Below are 14,414 nucleotides of genomic sequence, written 5' to 3'. Positions count from 1 at the left end.
CATAAGGGGAGCCCTGGTTCTACAGCTATTTATTTAAGCGGAAGCTGCTGCACGTAGCTGTCCGAGAGATGGAGCAATTCCAGCGCTCTGTTGTACTCATCCTCCGTTACGCCGCCTTCAGTCGTCTCCGAACCGTCAACTACTTTATGGTTCGTACCGTCTTCGTAATCAATACCCGGTACATAAAGGTTCTCGTTGTTGATAACCGAACCGCTCGGCAGGAAGTGACGCATCGGAATCAGCTCCGAGCTTTGGTTCAGAAGATCTTCGCCAAAGTGGATTTGGTTCTTAAGCGATGCACCAACCAGATTCGCAACGGTAGGCAGGATGTCGATTTGTCCGCCAACTTTATCATTTACTAACGGTTGATTTACGCCCGGAACGTGCATAATAAGCGGGATGTTGAACATTTCGGTATGACCGTATTCTGTACCAAGCATTTCTTTCATCAATGCTTTTTCTTCATCATCCAGCGAGTACAGCGGCAGACCTTGGTGGTCACCGTACATGAGGACGATGCTGTCATCCCACAGACCGCTCGATTTCAGACCGTCGATAAATTGGCCGAGCGCATAGTCTGCATAGTTTTGCGCTTTGAGATAACGGGTTACAAGGCTGTCAGCCTTAAATTCAGCAGGAAGCTCAATCCGGTCCTTAGAAGACGGAAGATTGTACGGATGATGCGCACTCATCGAAATCACTTGCGCGTAGAACGGCTTATCTGCCTGATCCATCTTCACAAGCTCAGGAAGCGTCTTCGCATACAATACTTCGTCCGAAGAGCCAAATGCGAGATGGTCTTCATCGCCGTAGAACTTCTGATCGTAATATTTATCCCAGCCAAGGGATGAGTAAAGCTCCGTACGGTTCCAGAACTCAACGGAGTTCGTATGGAACGTTGCCGTCGAGTAGCCACTTTCTTTCATTACCTTCGGCAAGCTTGGCAGTACCTTGTCTACGTTCACATCTGTTGCCGCTTTATGTTTCGGAACATACAGCGAAGTATTTACAACATACTCGGCATCAGAAGTTGTGCCTTGGCCAGCCATCGCATAGAAATGAGTGAAATGCGTTGCCTCTTGAATCAGTTTGTTCATGTTTGGCGTAATTTCCACGCCGCCTACTTTAAGGCCGATCAGGAAATCCTGATAAGATTCCATTTGAAGAATAATAACGTTCTTGCCTTTGGCCGCGCCAAAGTAATTCGGCGATGCAGGCTCTGCAATGCCTTTGATCTCGTCAATCTTCGCCTGCGTAATTTGATCGATCGGCGTAATGGGTTCGTTTTCCATCATTTTATCAATGATGTTGTACACTTCGTAATCAAGCAATCCCATTTCTTCGGCCTGTTTGTTCTCGTTCATGCTGGCACGGTTTGGCCATACGTTCACGAGACATACGACTACGGACAATGCGAATGCGGCCATCCAGACCTTGCTTCTTCTTGGACGCAAATCCGCGGATAAGCGGGCTTTCTTGAATTTCGGCAGAAGCAGTACAACCGCAATAACAATAATATCAAGGAAAATCAGCAAATAATAAGGATCCATCAGCGAGTAGGTGCTTTCCCCTACCTCCGTTACTTTGTCGGCTTGGCTTAAAGCATCGGTCGTAACGATAATACCGTAATACTTGTAATACATGAGTATAGAGAAATATAAGGCCGTAAACAGCACATTGACGATTAAATAATACAGCATCTTACGCTTGCCGGCGAAAAATTCAATCAGACAGAATACAGCAACAATGAACGGAATTTCCGTCAGCAGCGTAAGCCAGGAGAAGCCATTGCCAAACACGACATCACGAGCAACAATGCTTTTAATCAGCAAGATAATAAGGAAATAGTAGAAACGTCTATTTAAGAATCTGGTTATTAAAGACACCCTTGTCATCACCCTTCTTTTTAATCAGGCAAAAGAACCTTCAGCCTTCTATTTGTAGCTCAAGGATTTTTCCATAGATCTATTGTGAAATCCACATTCTCTTCCATGTATTTATAAACATCCGGTTCATTAAGCAGTTGAATGCCAACCGATTTGCTCATAATCGCATGCAAGCTTGTGGACAAGAATTGTCTGGACGCTATCCGGAAATCAAGATCGCGAATCTCGCCTTTCTCATGCCGGTCCTTCAGAAACTCTTCGAAGATGGCGCTCTGCTCGCGGAGCAACGCCGTTAACTGCTCGGCTTCTTCAAAGCCAAGCAAATCATTCTCACGGAACAAAATCCGTGTCAAATCCATATCCGCCGTAAACAGCTCGTAAATCCGGCGTTTTATCGTCATCATCGCGTCTCTCAGATCCATCTCTTCGATGACGCGGTTAATCTGCTGTATTTCTTTTCTACGGTGCTCGAAGCTTTCACGTAGCAACACCGACATAATTTCGCGCTTGCCGCCCGGAAAATAATGATAAAGGATACCGTCGCCCATCCCGATCTTCCTCGTGATTTCTCGTACTGGGGTGCCATGGTATCCTTTTTCCGCAAATAATGATTTTGCAGCTTCTAGTATTTTCTCACGCGTTTCGGCCGCTTGCTCTTTTCGGATGTTGCGAGACATCGTCGCCACCTCCTTAAAAGAATTGCATAGTTTTCACTGAACGATCGCACAGCGAAAGTTTAGCGCATGGCCGATGCGATGTCAATCGATATGCCAAAACATCACAAAATCGCCTAAACTTTTCTGTTATCTCTTACGACGGCATCTTTTCTTTGTTCGAAATGTTCCTTATATTCGACAAGTCCAATCTCGCAGCCTAGCCCGATCACAACCTTGTTCCCTCTTACTATATCAGCAATCGTGTTTTCCAAATAGATATGATCTCCTTCCATAACTGACACTGAAAGCCTTGCGCTGGAAGAAGGTTTGAAAAACAAGCTGAGCGGATGCAGCAAGCTCGCTTTCTTGATATTGATCTGTCCGCCGCCTATCTCATGCGCTTTGCAATCGCGGTACAGCTTGATATCAAGCTTTCCGGCATTCAGCAGGCCTCCAATCTCAAAGATGCCTTTTGCCGTAAATGCTTCCGCCTCGCAATCACCAAGCGTCTGCAGACTTCCCCTGAGATGTACTCTCTCACTATATATATGATCTTTCGAATCAATTGTCCCCGATATACCCAGTTCGCGAAGCCGGGTGATCCCTCCAACGGTTAAGGTACCGGAAGTTTTAAGCGTCCCGCCCTGCAATCCGCCCTTGACGTCGCATGTGCCAACTATGCTCATCTTGTCGGCCGAGATTGAGCCGTTCACTTCCAGCGTACCGACGCACTTCAGCTTATTGCAGTCTGTATCGCCCTCAATACCGCCTTCTCCCACAATCTTGACGCTGTCATACAGTCCTCCCATCACACTGGAACTGCCAGTAATCGTTAAATTTCCTCTGCTGATCTTTTTATTCTGGTTCATACGATCGCCTCCATTCTCTTATACTTGAGCTTGTTTAATGATCTTGGAGCTGCTGTGTACATCAAGACTTTGCTTGTATTCCACACTGCCAATCGTGCAGCCTTGACCAATGGTTACTTTCCCGCCCCTTACAATATCAGCCGTTGTATACTCAAGGTAAATGCGGTCGCCTTCAATAACCCCTGCATTTAGTTTATTGCTGAATGGCCCCTTTACGGTTTGCAGCCACTTGCCGAAGCCCTTGCTGGACTGCTCACGGATTTGAATATCTTCGCCGCCCATCTCTTCAATTCGGCTTGCGCCCTGCAAGGTCAGCTTAATCTGTCCTGCGTTAAGCATCTCGATATGCAATCGCCCATTCGCTTCAAAGGTTTCCGTCTCGCAGCTGCCCTTCACCGTCACCATGCCGTTCATCCGGATATGCTCACTGATCATGGAGCCATCCACCGTCATCTTGCCCTCAAGGTTAAACGTATTGGCATGCAGACTGCCATGTATATGAACGATTCCATTAATCGCCGCTGTCGCAGCTTTCAAACTGCCTTGAAGATCTCCCGTGCCATCCACTCGAAACTCCGCGCAATTGACATCCCCATCAATTTTGCCTACTCCTTCGATCTTCGCCAAATGAACATCGCCGCCATTCGACTTGCCAATTCCGGTTATAATAAGCTTCCGTTTATCTACCATATGTTTTGCCTCCCGTCATATCGCCATTAACTTCAATTTTAATTGCTCGATCATAACCGGCACATCCACTCGGAGGATGATCTTTACTCCGCTTTCGAAATGAATTTCGCCGCCGGCAGGGAGAAGTAAAAACACGGATACGCCCATCTTGCGGAGCAGGATCAGATCACATTGCTGTTCCTTGAATTTCTTATAGTGCTCAAGGAAGGTAGGAATCAACGTCTTGCCTTCTTCAAGGCTGATCTCGCCCGTCTGCAGACAATAATCGAGAATGTAGACACATAATGTCTGCTCAAAGGTATATAGCTCCGACTGCCCGATATAGGCCTCTGCTGTTTTTGCCGCATTTGTTGAAACAATGTTTCGTTCTATTAATTGCTTCATTGGGATTGAAATCGCCTTGGATGCCGGCGAGAACATATCTGCAAGCTCATCTAAGGAAAGATCATCCTTCATATGAACAATTTTATCGATTCTGTCTAAAATTTTCTGCTTTGGGAAAAAGGTCTCTTGCCCGGTAAAAGCCGATTTGCGGATAAACCATTCCTCCGGCAGCAGGTTTTTACGCTTCCAGCGGTATAGCTGTCCGTACGAAATGCCCGTAAGCTCCAGCAAATCCTTCTTGGATATCAGTTCTTCCTCCATATGACGGCCTCCTCTTCTTTCAATATAACATAACATTGTTACGTTGTTTAAGCAAGCGTAAACGGCTGCTCCATCCCTTTCGAGGAGGAGCAAACGTTTTTATACTTTCTTCTATTTTCATAAAGAAAAGCCGCTCACAGAATGAGGCTTCTGCAAGCGGCTTACTCTTAGTCTATGCCCTGTCTCCATGGCTCATACAAGCTTGACTTAAAATCCGTAGTTTTCGGCTGAATGCCTCTCAAACGCCAGTCACAATAATCAAGCAGATGGCTGATATCCTCTTGCGTCCGGTTATGCCCGCCCGAACGGTAAGCAATGCCGATCTGATTCTCAGCGCCGAGAAACTTGTAAACCCGTTCCGCCTCTGCATAAGAAACATACATCCCTTCGGGATTCACCCAGTCATCCTCGTAACCGCCCGTTAAGAGCAGCGCTCTTGGCGCCATAAGCGCGGCCAGCTCATGCTGGTCGAACGGCAGCGCCGCCGGATCCTTGAACGCCAGGAACACCGAGTTGAACCAGTGCGCCAAGCTTTCGCTGTGCAGCGCATCAAGCGGCTCGCTCCGCCCGGCTGTCCCCCAAGGATAGACCTTTCCTTCGAGCGAATAACGGAAAGAGGCCATACCTCCTGCTCCCGATGCATGCGGATTGATTAAGGCAAACCGCTTATCCATCATCCCGATCACCAGGCTTGCCTTCCCCCATCTGGAGAACCCGGTCACGACAGCGCGGGTTGCATCGATGTCAGAATAGAGCTCCCGGGTTACTTGAACCTGAAGGCCTTGCTCTGTTTTCTCATAAGATACCTGTTCCCCCGACGTATCGGGTTTATAGCCATACATATAATAATGATACATATCCTGTAATTCTTCCGAACGTTCTTCCCAGTCCGAAACCGTCAGCACGCGGCGGCCGTCTTCAAACGTGAATGGATCCGGCAGCTCCTGCTTAAGCGGCAAATCAGCCGGGCTGATATAAGTTCCCTTGCGAATCGACAAGACCAGCACATCCTTTTCCATGGATAAATAGAAGTCCTGAGCATCATGATACATCTATTTGCCACGGGCAGTGCAAATCCCTTTCTTCTGCTCCCGATTAATGACCGCCAGCAAGATCGACATGCTTCACATGCTTATGATTCGCCAGGATGAACAGCACGGACAGGATAACGAAGCCTGCCCCCACATAGAAAGGCACATGCGGGTTAAACCATTCGGCAAGCTTGCCGGCGAAATACGGCGCAACGGCACCGCCGATAAAACGAAGGAAGCTGTATGCCGCAGAAGCTGTCGAACGTTCAACCGGCGCTGCATTCATAACCCCTGTCGTAATCAAGGTATTATTGTTACCCAGCAAAGCACCGGCGAAGATTACGCTGGCGATAATGACCCACTGGGTATCCGTCCAGATTGCCATCGCAAGCAAGGTAAGACCAAACAGCGACAGCATTACCGCCATTGATTTGACCGTACCGAACTTGCGCTGCAGCCATGGAGCCATAAAGACCGAAGTAACGGCGAGCAGAATACCCCAGCCGAGGAACACATAACCCAGGCCGTGGATGCCGAGGCCCATAACGAATGGCGCATAAGCCATCAACGTGAAGAAGCCGAAGTTATAAAAGCACGCCGTCAGGCCAAAGACAACTAGCGGACGATGTCTGAGTGCTCGGAACGGATCAAGCAGTGACGTTTTTCTGGCATTAGGAGCCGCCGCCTTGGGCGCCCCCGCCGCTTTTGGCATCATAAAGATAATCGCCAGGAACGCGATAACCATAAGTCCGGCAACGCCGATAAAAGGGCCTCTCCAGGAGATCGACCCCAGCTCGCCGCCAAGCAGCGGACCTACCGAAATCCCGATACCAATCGCGGCCTCATATAAGATGATGGCTTTAGTCACGCCGCTTTTGGACAAGGATACGATAGCGGTTAACGCCGTTGCAACAAAGAAGGCATTGCCAAGGCCCCAGCCGGCCCGATAGCCGACCAGTGCCCAAATATCATTCGATAACCCGCCAAGCAGCGAGAAAACCGCAATAATAACGACGCCAAGAAGAAGCGTCCATTTGATCCCCAGCCGCGAGGTAACAACGCCTGTAATCAGCATTGCTACCGCCATAACCGCGTTATAGCTGGTGAACAATAAGCTTACTTCACTGGCTGAAGCATGCATTTCTTCCGCAATGGCTTTCAGAATCGGGTCAACCAGGCCAATCCCCATGAAGGCGATTATGCCGGCGAAGAAGACAGCCCAGACCGCGCGGGGCTGGCTGAAAAATCCGCTTTTCTCATTAGATAATGAATCTGATGTAGTTTGAGATGAATTTGCCACGCTCATTCTCACTCCTGTTTATATTTCTTTTTGGCCTCAATGATTTTGTCCTTGAGCAGATGGATCTCCGACCTCATGCTCTTCATCTTCTCAAGCTTCTGATCAATCAGCTCCAGCTGCTTGTCGACCGTCTGCTCGAGCTCATCAATCTTCCGCAGACGCTGCTCCAAATCTTCGGTCTGCTTGATCTCATCACGCTGATTGATGAACTCCTCGCTCATCGATACATATTGCTGAAGCTCCTGCAGAGAGAAGCCAAGCACATCACGTGCATTAATCAGCTTCTTCAACCGCTCCACATGACTGTCTGTATATAAGCGGAAGCCGCCTTCACTGCGCTCCGGGGGAGTCAGCAGCCCTATCTCCTCATAATAGCGAAGCGTTCGTTTCGTCAAGCCAACCATCTTGGCAACATCCTCGATCTTGTAAAAAATGTTCATCGCCTCTTTCTCTTGCTTTCTGATATCTACGATACTCCAAGTTAATGTTAACGTCAACGTTAACTTTGGGAAATGGACCATGCAGGTGTCTTCTTTCTCCTGAAATAAGATGTCCTTTCCGGGACTAAAACATTCGACAGAAAAAAGCCGGGGGTTCGCTCCTGTGCAAGAATTGCCCCCGGCTTAGCCGCTTGAAACGATTATGGAATAAGAATGATTTTGCCCGTGCTCAGACGGCTTTCGAGCATCCGGTGGGCCTCCGCTCCCTCCGAAAGCGAGAAAGCTCCTGGAGTCTCCAGCCTCAGACTGCCGTCCCGCAGCCAGCTGAATAATTCATTCGCCCGTCGCAAACGATCATCACGGGATGTGACATGATTCCATAGATCACCGCCGGTTAGTGTCTTCGACGTATCCATCAGCATCCGAGGATCAACAAAAGCTGGATCTCCTCCTGCCATGCCGTAGAAGACAACCGTTCCCTTCGTCCGTACGGCTGCAAAACTGTCCATCAGCGTTGAACCGACCGAATCATAGGCAACCGTCACCCCATTACCGCTGATGGACCAATGCTTCACGGCCTCCACCCAGCTGCTGCTGTAGAGCAGCACTTCATCGGCTCCCGCGGCCCGAGCGGCATCCCGCTTCGCCTCCGATGAGACAAGCCCCAGCACACGTACTCCTTGCCGCTTCGCCAGCTGTACCAATAGCTGCCCGACACCTCCGGCAGCCGCATGGACAAGCACCTCGTCGCCTGCCTGCACCTTATAGCTGTCACGCGTCAAATAATGCGCGGTCATGCCTTGCAGCAATATTGCTGCTGCCGTCTCGAACGGGATATCCTCCGGAAGCGGAATGGCCTTCTCCAGCGGGACCTGCACCAGCTCCGCATTCGCATGAGGAACATCGCAGAACGCGATCCGGTCGCCCGGCTTCAATTCTGCCGCATCGGCTGCTGCTGCCTCAACGATGCCCGCTCCTTCATAGCCTAATATATAAGGCGGATTCCCCGCCAAATGATAGTTGCCCCGCCTGCGGTAAATATCGGCATAGTTCAGGCCGGCGGCCTTCATCCGCACCAATACGGTTCCCGGCTTAAGCTCCGGCGCGGGAATCTCCTTATAAGCCAATACCTCCGGCCCGCCGAACTGTTCAAACACTAATGCCTTCATCTTGCTGCTCATCCTGCTGCCTCCGCATCGATCTTTAAGGTTATCTCTTTATAGCTTTATAGCTTCATCAAATTCAGTTCAATCATTCGCTTCTTGCCGTGAATCAGCATATGGTCCATAATCTCCCCGATTTCATCATACTCGCCGGCAATCAGATGATCCAGAATACTCCGGCTGATCTTGCTGGCTGAGAAATGCGGAATATGCGGGGTCTTCTTATAGCCTACAATAGAGAACCGCAGCATCTTGTCCTGCAGCATATCAAACATCTGGAGCGCAACGGAATTGCGCGAAGCTTCAATCAGGCACCGGTTAAATTTAAAGAAATGCTGCAAATAGCTGAAATAATCGACCCGTTCCGTTGCCTCAATCTGTCCATCCAGATACGCCTGCATCGCGGCAAGATCAGGCTTATCTCCCGTCTCGACGATCACCCTCAGGCTCATCCGCTGAAAAGCATGCTGAACCTCCATCATATCGAGTATTTCCTTTAAAGAGACTTCTTTAACGAAGATCCCCCGATTTTGTATCGCGTTCACATAACCCTGCGACTCCAGCTGCGACATCGCGGATCGCACCGGAGTCCGGCTCATATTAAGCTGCTCGGCCAGTTCTACCTCGGAGAGCAGCGTGCCAGGCATAAATTCCCCCTGTAAAATCTGTTCTCTTATATACGCATAGGCCTTCTGTATAAGTGACATAGGAAGCATCCTCTCTTGTTCTGTCCCTATTTTAGGCTACCGATTTGCCGTCTACAATAGCTCAACAATTTTTTAACACAACGATGCACGATCGCTAACGATCCCCTAACAAAACACACGTATTATACAACCTGTATACAGGATATTGTCCATTATAGGGAGGAAAGAGAAAAATGAAAAAAGCTTTACTGATCATGACTTTGTTTGTAGTGGCACTCACGATGCTGGCCGGTTGTTCAAGCAATAAAGGCGGCGCGCCGAAAAAATTCGTCATCGCATACCTGCCGGGTGAGAACAGTGACACCGCGATTAAGCTGAATAAGGACTTCGAAACCAAATTGTCCGAGAAGCTGGGCGTTCCCGTTGAATCGTACAAAGCAACCAGCTACAACGCTGCAATCGAAGCCATGAAGAACGGTAAAGCCGACTATGCTCTATTTGGTCCCTTCTCCTATATCGTAGCCGTTGACCGCGCGAACGTAGAGCCGGTTGCGGAGATTTCCATCCCCGCGATGGCAAATGCTCCTGCTTCCGTCATTCTTGTAAAGAAAGATTCCCCGATTCAGACGCTGGCTGACTTGAAAGGCAAAACATTCGGCTTCGTGGATCCGGTATCGACAACTGGCCATCTGCTGCCGAAATCCATTCTTGCCGAGCAGCTTGATCTAACTCCTGAGGAAATCGAACAAGGATTCTTCAAGGATGTTCAATTCGCAGGCGGCCACGACAAAGCCGTTCTCGGCTTGCTTCGCGGACAATATGACGCAATCGGCACAGCTTCCATGATGCCGGCTATGCTTGAGGCAAAAGGCATTATCGAGAAGGACTCCTATCGCACAATTGGTGAGTCGCAGCCGCTTCCTGGCACAGCGATTGGTATCCGCAAAGACCTGCCGGAAGATTTCAAAGCATCCGTGAAAGAGTTCTTGCTCTCTTATGACAATCCGGAATACCTCGAAGGCATCGTAGGATCAAAAGACGCGAAGTTTATTGAAGCTAAAGACAGCGACTTTGACGGTCTGCGCGATATTGCGAAAAAACTGAACCTTAGCCCTGATGATCTGTTGAAATAACCCGCACGGTATTATTGAAGGAGGCTTGTCTTCATGCAAACTGCAGCTGCGGTCACGCAAAAAAAGCTTAAGCGAAATGTTTCGCTTGCTTTTTTTGCAGCCGCTGTCGTGTTCTCGCTTTGGTATATCAACTTCAGCTTTTCGGAGTTTATTGGCGGCATTCCGATCTTCATGAACTTCTTGTTCACCGACTTCCTGCCGCCTAAGGCCTCGGACTTACCGACTTACTTTGGACCTGTGCTGGATACGCTCGCTTACGGTGTAGTGGCAACGGTGCTGGCATCGGTCATCGGACTGGTGTTTGGCTTCCTGATGGCTCGTCAAACGACGCCTCACCCTGTTATTCGGACGGTTATGCGCGGCTTCATCTCCTTGCTTCGCAATATTCCGTTCCTTGTATGGGCATCGATTCTTGTCGTAATATTTGGAGTCGGCAGCATGCCGGGCATTTTCTCCCTGATCCTGTTCGGCAGCGGCTTCCTTGCCCGCGTCTATGCGGAAGCGATAGAGGAGATCGACAGTCATGCGACCGAAGCTCTGGATGCGATGGGGGCAGGCTACCTGCAAAAAATCAAACACGCTATTATTCCGCAATTCGTTCCCGGGTACATCTCCTGGACACTGTTTATGTTCGAGCTCAGCATCCGGGCCTCCGCGATCCTTGGCCTTGTTGGCGCCGGCGGCATCGGTTCCCAAATCAAATTGACGATGGACTTGTTCCAATACAACCGGACCTCAACCGTGATTTGTATTCTGATCGTCATGATTCTGGTCATAGAGTTTATGACGAAACGGATAAGGGAGAGATTAATTTGAAGAAAATCCGGATTGGCCATGCGTCGACTCAGCGCCAGCAGCGCTGGTTCATCGGCATCATGGCATTGCTGTTCATACCCTGCTTCTTCTATTTAAAGCTTGACCTGAGTCAATTTACGGAAGGACTGCATCAGATTCCGCATATGGCAAGCATGATGGCGCAAATGTCCTTTACAGAATTCCCGGCGTTAATGGATGGCTTGCTCACTTCCCTAATTATTGCATTCTTAACCGTAGTCATTAGTGTTGTCATCTCGTTCTTCCTTGCTTTTGTGATTGCCACCAACACGGCGCCTGTCCCGATCCTTGCCAAGCTCATTCGCGCGATCATCGTCATTATTCGGACGATTCCCATTACGATCTGGGTCCTGCTGGCGGTAGCGAGCATTGGCTTCGGCTCCATGGCCGGCGTACTTGGACTGATTTTCCCGACCATCGCTTTTCTGACCCGAGTCTTCTCCGACCAGATCGACGAGTCCGGCAAAGACATCATCGAAGCCGTTAAGGCTGTCGGCGGCGGCTGGTGGAACCTTGTATTCAATGGCGTAACGCCCCAGCTGATGACCGCATTCCTTGCCAGTGTTGCCTTCAACTTCGAGATTACCGTTGCCGAAACGGTCATACTGGGGATCGTGGGTGCCGGCGGTATTGGGGTCCTGCTCCAGGAATACATCAGCTTCTATGACTTCAAGCCGCTGTCGCTTGGTATTCTCATCGTCTTCTTTACGCTGTTCCTGCTGGAGATGACAACCAACATCATTCGCTTGCGCCTGTCGGGACGCAATCACAAATAAGTTTAAGGGAGGCCTTCTCATATGAAACCCATGCTTCAAATTCATGGTCTGAAGAAACAATACGGCACCAGTACAGTGGCTTTGAACGGTATTGATCTTGAGGTTCACCCGAATGAATTCATTGCCGTCATCGGCCCAAGCGGCGCCGGCAAATCAACGCTGCTCCGCTGCATCAACCGCCTGATCGATCCAACAGCTGGCTCGATTGCGTTCCTTGATCAAGAGATTGTGGGGGCAAACAAAAAACAGCTTCGCCAAATCCGATCGCAAATTGGCATGATCTTTCAGCACTACAATCTGGTAGACCGCTTAAGCGTGCTTGAAAATGTGCTGCATGGACGTCTTGGCCAAATGAGCGCTTTTAACGGGGTGTTCAGCCGCTATTCCGAAGCAGACAAGCTGCAGGCCATTGCTCTCTTGCAAAAGCTTGGGCTGGAGGAGCAGGTGTACAAACGGGCTGATGAGCTGTCCGGCGGGCAAAAGCAGCGGGTTGGCATCTGCCGTGCGCTGGCCCAAAAGCCTGAGCTTATTCTCGCGGATGAGCCTATCGCTTCCCTTGACCCTAATTCCTCAAAGGTTGTTATGGACTCCCTTTATGCCAACTGCAAAGAACAGGGCATTGCCTGCCTCGTGAACCTGCATCAGGTGGATGTTGCTAAGCGATATGCTACCCGCATTGTTGGTATCAAGAGCGGCAGAGTGGTCTTCGACGGCAGCCCGGAAGAGCTGACGGAGCGCATGACGCAGCACATCTATGAGGGCAAAGAGCATCAAATGTTCCAAAACGGCTCTGCCATTGAACAAGCTGTTTAATCTAATCCCAAATCGAAAGGCGAGACTCTAATGACAACTCAACAATTTGAGCGTATTATCCCGATGGAGAAGGTCCTTAACTTCCGCGATATGGGCGGCTACAAAACGGCAGACGGCCGTGAAGTAAAGCCTGGCTTGATCTTCCGATCCGCGGATCTGTCGGCAATGACGGAAAAGGATATCTCGTTACTGCAATCGCTGGGCATCACGGCAATCTTCGATTACCGCGATGATCACGAAGCGGAGAAGCAGCCTGACCCGGTAATCCCGTCTGTTCGCAACATCCGCGTTCCGGCTATTAATAATCCGGCTGTGACTTCCGCTGATTTCGAGAAGGAAATGTTGAAGCAGCTGGAACAAATGCCGCTTGAAATCATGACAGAAATGTATGGGAAAATGGCGCTTAATAACACGTCGTTTAAAGCTCTGATGCAGCTGTTTGAAAATCAGGAGGGTACGGCATTCCTTCACCACTGCATGGGCGGACGTGACCGTACCGGCGTTGGCGGCGCTTTGATTCTGCTGACCCTTGGCGTGGACAAGGAGACGATCATTGCAGACTATCTGATCTCCAACGAAACGCTGGCTCCGATGAACGAACAAATGAAGGAGCGCCTGAGGCCGCATCTTTCTGCAGAAAAGCTAGAGGAAATAATGGAAAATATGCGTCTTCGCGCAGAGTTCCTTGAGGCGGTATTTAACGCAATTGAATCCGGCTACGGTACCTTCGAGGCTTACCTCGAGCAGGAATTCGGCATTGATGCTGAGCGTCGCGCGAAGCTTCAGAACTATTATCTGGCGTGAAACGCCGAAAGGCGCCTGCAAAGATGCAGGCGCCTTTCGGTTATTTAGATACAAGAATGCTTCCGGAATCAAACGAATCGTCAATGGTTTTGCTGGCCACGACTGAACTTCTACTATTTAGGGCCTCGATTTGGTAAGGAGTATCGGCTGAGGAAGGCAGTTCAACATACCAGATCGGCTCCAAAACCCCTTCATTAATAATCTTGGCGCGATAAGCATCGCCGCCGAGTATAACCTGGATGTCGGTAATGGATTTATCCGCAATTTGACCATACACAATGGGGAAAGGTCCGTGTATGCCTTTGAACTTTGGCATACTCATATAGTTAACCGCCTCATCCGCGACCGACGATAATCCGTAGGATCCACCCGTAACCCATTTCCAGCCCAGCCATGTTTTACGCACAAATTCTATCCCTAGATCGGTCCCGTCTGTTTGATCGTTACGTTTCGTAAAGACCAGGACGCCTCCGTCAATCGCTTCCTTATAGATCACTTGTTCATCAGTAGTTTGTCTAAACTTCTGCACCGCTTGCTCCGGCGTGTCTCCAAGCGGAATATTTATGATTCCCGGGTACCCCGCTGCTCGAGAATATCTCCAGTCCGCGATCCCGCCAGGCTTGTCATAAGCATAGACAAAGCCGACAAGCAACAGCAAACAGGCGAGTATCATGCAGCTCCACTTGACCCATAACAGACTTGATCTTTTCCCTGTGTACATCATTAT

The 14,414-nt window shown here is 49.5% G+C and carries 16 protein-coding genes; 5 read left to right on the top strand and 11 right to left on the bottom strand.

From position 1 onward, the window contains the following. Nucleotides 1-29: 29 nt before the first annotated feature. The 10 genes from BM200_RS25925 to BM200_RS25880 all read right to left on the bottom strand — a co-directional run bounded on the left by BM200_RS25925 (nucleotide 30) and on the right by BM200_RS25880 (nucleotide 9,387). Nucleotides 30-1,895: an LTA synthase family protein gene (locus BM200_RS25925; protein ID WP_245773159.1), complete on the bottom strand. Its 1,866-nt coding sequence runs from the start codon at nucleotides 1,893-1,895 to the stop codon at nucleotides 30-32. A gap of 50 nt (nucleotides 1,896-1,945) precedes the next feature. Next, the gene (locus BM200_RS25920; RefSeq protein WP_091189669.1) at nucleotides 1,946-2,563 is read right to left on the bottom strand and encodes a TetR/AcrR family transcriptional regulator; all 618 of its coding nucleotides are present in this window, start codon (nucleotides 2,561-2,563) and stop codon (nucleotides 1,946-1,948) included. A gap of 113 nt (nucleotides 2,564-2,676) precedes the next feature. After that, nucleotides 2,677-3,411, bottom strand: a complete 735-nt coding sequence (locus tag BM200_RS25915) for a hypothetical protein (protein ID WP_091189667.1) — start codon at nucleotides 3,409-3,411, stop codon at nucleotides 2,677-2,679. Nucleotides 3,412-3,429: 18 nt separating this feature from the next. After that, on the bottom strand, nucleotides 3,430-4,101 hold the full coding sequence (locus BM200_RS25910) for a polymer-forming cytoskeletal protein (RefSeq protein ID WP_091189665.1): 672 nt from the start codon (nucleotides 4,099-4,101) through the stop codon (nucleotides 3,430-3,432). A gap of 15 nt (nucleotides 4,102-4,116) precedes the next feature. Further along, the gene (locus tag BM200_RS25905; protein WP_091189663.1) at nucleotides 4,117-4,746 is read right to left on the bottom strand and encodes a YhbD family protein; all 630 of its coding nucleotides are present in this window, start codon (nucleotides 4,744-4,746) and stop codon (nucleotides 4,117-4,119) included. Nucleotides 4,747-4,913: 167 nt separating this feature from the next. Then, the gene (locus tag BM200_RS25900; protein WP_091189661.1) at nucleotides 4,914-5,798 is read right to left on the bottom strand and encodes a glucuronyl esterase domain-containing protein; all 885 of its coding nucleotides are present in this window, start codon (nucleotides 5,796-5,798) and stop codon (nucleotides 4,914-4,916) included. A 43-nt stretch (nucleotides 5,799-5,841) separates the two neighbouring features. Then, a complete protein-coding gene (locus tag BM200_RS25895; protein WP_091189659.1) occupies nucleotides 5,842-7,083 on the bottom strand; it encodes an MFS transporter in 1,242 nt (413 codons plus the stop codon). Nucleotides 7,084-7,085: 2 nt separating this feature from the next. Continuing rightward, nucleotides 7,086-7,517 carry a MerR family transcriptional regulator gene (locus BM200_RS25890; protein WP_091190114.1) on the bottom strand — a complete coding sequence of 144 codons (432 nt, stop codon included), beginning with the start codon at nucleotides 7,515-7,517 and terminating at the stop codon, nucleotides 7,086-7,088. Nucleotides 7,518-7,717: 200 nt separating this feature from the next. Further along, the gene (locus tag BM200_RS25885; RefSeq protein ID WP_091190111.1) at nucleotides 7,718-8,686 is read right to left on the bottom strand and encodes a quinone oxidoreductase family protein; all 969 of its coding nucleotides are present in this window, start codon (nucleotides 8,684-8,686) and stop codon (nucleotides 7,718-7,720) included. A gap of 56 nt (nucleotides 8,687-8,742) precedes the next feature. Then, the gene (locus BM200_RS25880) at nucleotides 8,743-9,387 is read right to left on the bottom strand and encodes a GntR family transcriptional regulator (protein WP_175533025.1); all 645 of its coding nucleotides are present in this window, start codon (nucleotides 9,385-9,387) and stop codon (nucleotides 8,743-8,745) included. A 173-nt stretch (nucleotides 9,388-9,560) separates the two neighbouring features. On the opposite strand from BM200_RS25880, the gene BM200_RS25875 reads away from it, so the two are divergent. The 5 genes from BM200_RS25875 to BM200_RS25855 are packed head-to-tail and all read left to right on the top strand — an operon-like array spanning nucleotide 9,561 to nucleotide 13,687. After that, a complete protein-coding gene (locus BM200_RS25875; RefSeq protein WP_091189655.1) occupies nucleotides 9,561-10,460 on the top strand; it encodes a phosphate/phosphite/phosphonate ABC transporter substrate-binding protein in 900 nt (299 codons plus the stop codon). A 33-nt stretch (nucleotides 10,461-10,493) separates the two neighbouring features. Further along, entirely contained in the window at nucleotides 10,494-11,276 is a 783-nt protein-coding gene (gene phnE / locus BM200_RS25870; protein ID WP_091189653.1) for a phosphonate ABC transporter, permease protein PhnE, read from the top strand. Then, nucleotides 11,273-12,070 carry a PhnE/PtxC family ABC transporter permease gene (locus tag BM200_RS25865; RefSeq protein ID WP_091189652.1) on the top strand — a complete coding sequence of 266 codons (798 nt, stop codon included), beginning with the start codon at nucleotides 11,273-11,275 and terminating at the stop codon, nucleotides 12,068-12,070. Before phnE ends, BM200_RS25865 begins: the two co-directional genes overlap by 4 nt. Nucleotides 12,071-12,091: 21 nt before the next feature. Then, a complete protein-coding gene (phnC, locus tag BM200_RS25860) occupies nucleotides 12,092-12,883 on the top strand; it encodes a phosphonate ABC transporter ATP-binding protein (RefSeq protein WP_091189650.1) in 792 nt (263 codons plus the stop codon). A 30-nt stretch (nucleotides 12,884-12,913) separates the two neighbouring features. Further along, nucleotides 12,914-13,687, top strand: coding sequence for a tyrosine-protein phosphatase (locus BM200_RS25855; protein ID WP_091189649.1), 774 nt, complete (start codon nucleotides 12,914-12,916; stop codon nucleotides 13,685-13,687). 40 nt (nucleotides 13,688-13,727) lie between these two features. On the opposite strand, the gene BM200_RS25850 is transcribed toward BM200_RS25855, so the two are convergent. Next, nucleotides 13,728-14,411: a hypothetical protein gene (locus BM200_RS25850; RefSeq protein ID WP_139230841.1), complete on the bottom strand. Its 684-nt coding sequence runs from the start codon at nucleotides 14,409-14,411 to the stop codon at nucleotides 13,728-13,730. Between the last annotated feature and the right edge of the window lie 3 nt (nucleotides 14,412-14,414).

Source organism: Paenibacillus catalpae (assembly GCF_900112695.1).
Classification (GTDB): domain Bacteria; phylum Bacillota; class Bacilli; order Paenibacillales; family Paenibacillaceae; genus Pristimantibacillus; species Pristimantibacillus catalpae.
This window is presented reverse-complemented; position numbering and strand designations above follow the sequence as displayed.

Excerpts from the sequence above, each read along its gene's own strand:
- BM200_RS25925 (WP_245773159.1), bottom strand. The coding sequence starts at position 1,895 with ATGACAAGGGTGTCTTTAATAACCAGATTCTTAAATAGACGTTTCTAC.
- BM200_RS25920 (WP_091189669.1), bottom strand. The coding sequence starts at position 2,563 with ATGTCTCGCAACATCCGAAAAGAGCAAGCGGCCGAAACGCGTGAGAAA.
- BM200_RS25915 (WP_091189667.1), bottom strand. The coding sequence starts at position 3,411 with ATGAACCAGAATAAAAAGATCAGCAGAGGAAATTTAACGATTACTGGC.
- BM200_RS25910 (WP_091189665.1), bottom strand. The coding sequence starts at position 4,101 with ATGGTAGATAAACGGAAGCTTATTATAACCGGAATTGGCAAGTCGAAT.
- BM200_RS25905 (WP_091189663.1), bottom strand. The coding sequence starts at position 4,746 with ATGGAGGAAGAACTGATATCCAAGAAGGATTTGCTGGAGCTTACGGGC.
- BM200_RS25900 (WP_091189661.1), bottom strand. The coding sequence starts at position 5,798 with ATGTATCATGATGCTCAGGACTTCTATTTATCCATGGAAAAGGATGTG.
- BM200_RS25895 (WP_091189659.1), bottom strand. The coding sequence starts at position 7,083 with ATGAGCGTGGCAAATTCATCTCAAACTACATCAGATTCATTATCTAAT.
- BM200_RS25890 (WP_091190114.1), bottom strand. The coding sequence starts at position 7,517 with ATGAACATTTTTTACAAGATCGAGGATGTTGCCAAGATGGTTGGCTTG.
- BM200_RS25885 (WP_091190111.1), bottom strand. The coding sequence starts at position 8,686 with ATGAAGGCATTAGTGTTTGAACAGTTCGGCGGGCCGGAGGTATTGGCT.
- BM200_RS25880 (WP_175533025.1), bottom strand. The coding sequence starts at position 9,387 with ATGTCACTTATACAGAAGGCCTATGCGTATATAAGAGAACAGATTTTA.
- BM200_RS25875 (WP_091189655.1), top strand. The coding sequence starts at position 9,561 with ATGAAAAAAGCTTTACTGATCATGACTTTGTTTGTAGTGGCACTCACG.
- phnE (WP_091189653.1), top strand. The coding sequence starts at position 10,494 with ATGCAAACTGCAGCTGCGGTCACGCAAAAAAAGCTTAAGCGAAATGTT.
- phnC (WP_091189650.1), top strand. The coding sequence starts at position 12,092 with ATGAAACCCATGCTTCAAATTCATGGTCTGAAGAAACAATACGGCACC.
- BM200_RS25855 (WP_091189649.1), top strand. The coding sequence starts at position 12,914 with ATGACAACTCAACAATTTGAGCGTATTATCCCGATGGAGAAGGTCCTT.
- BM200_RS25850 (WP_139230841.1), bottom strand. The coding sequence starts at position 14,411 with ATGATGTACACAGGGAAAAGATCAAGTCTGTTATGGGTCAAGTGGAGC.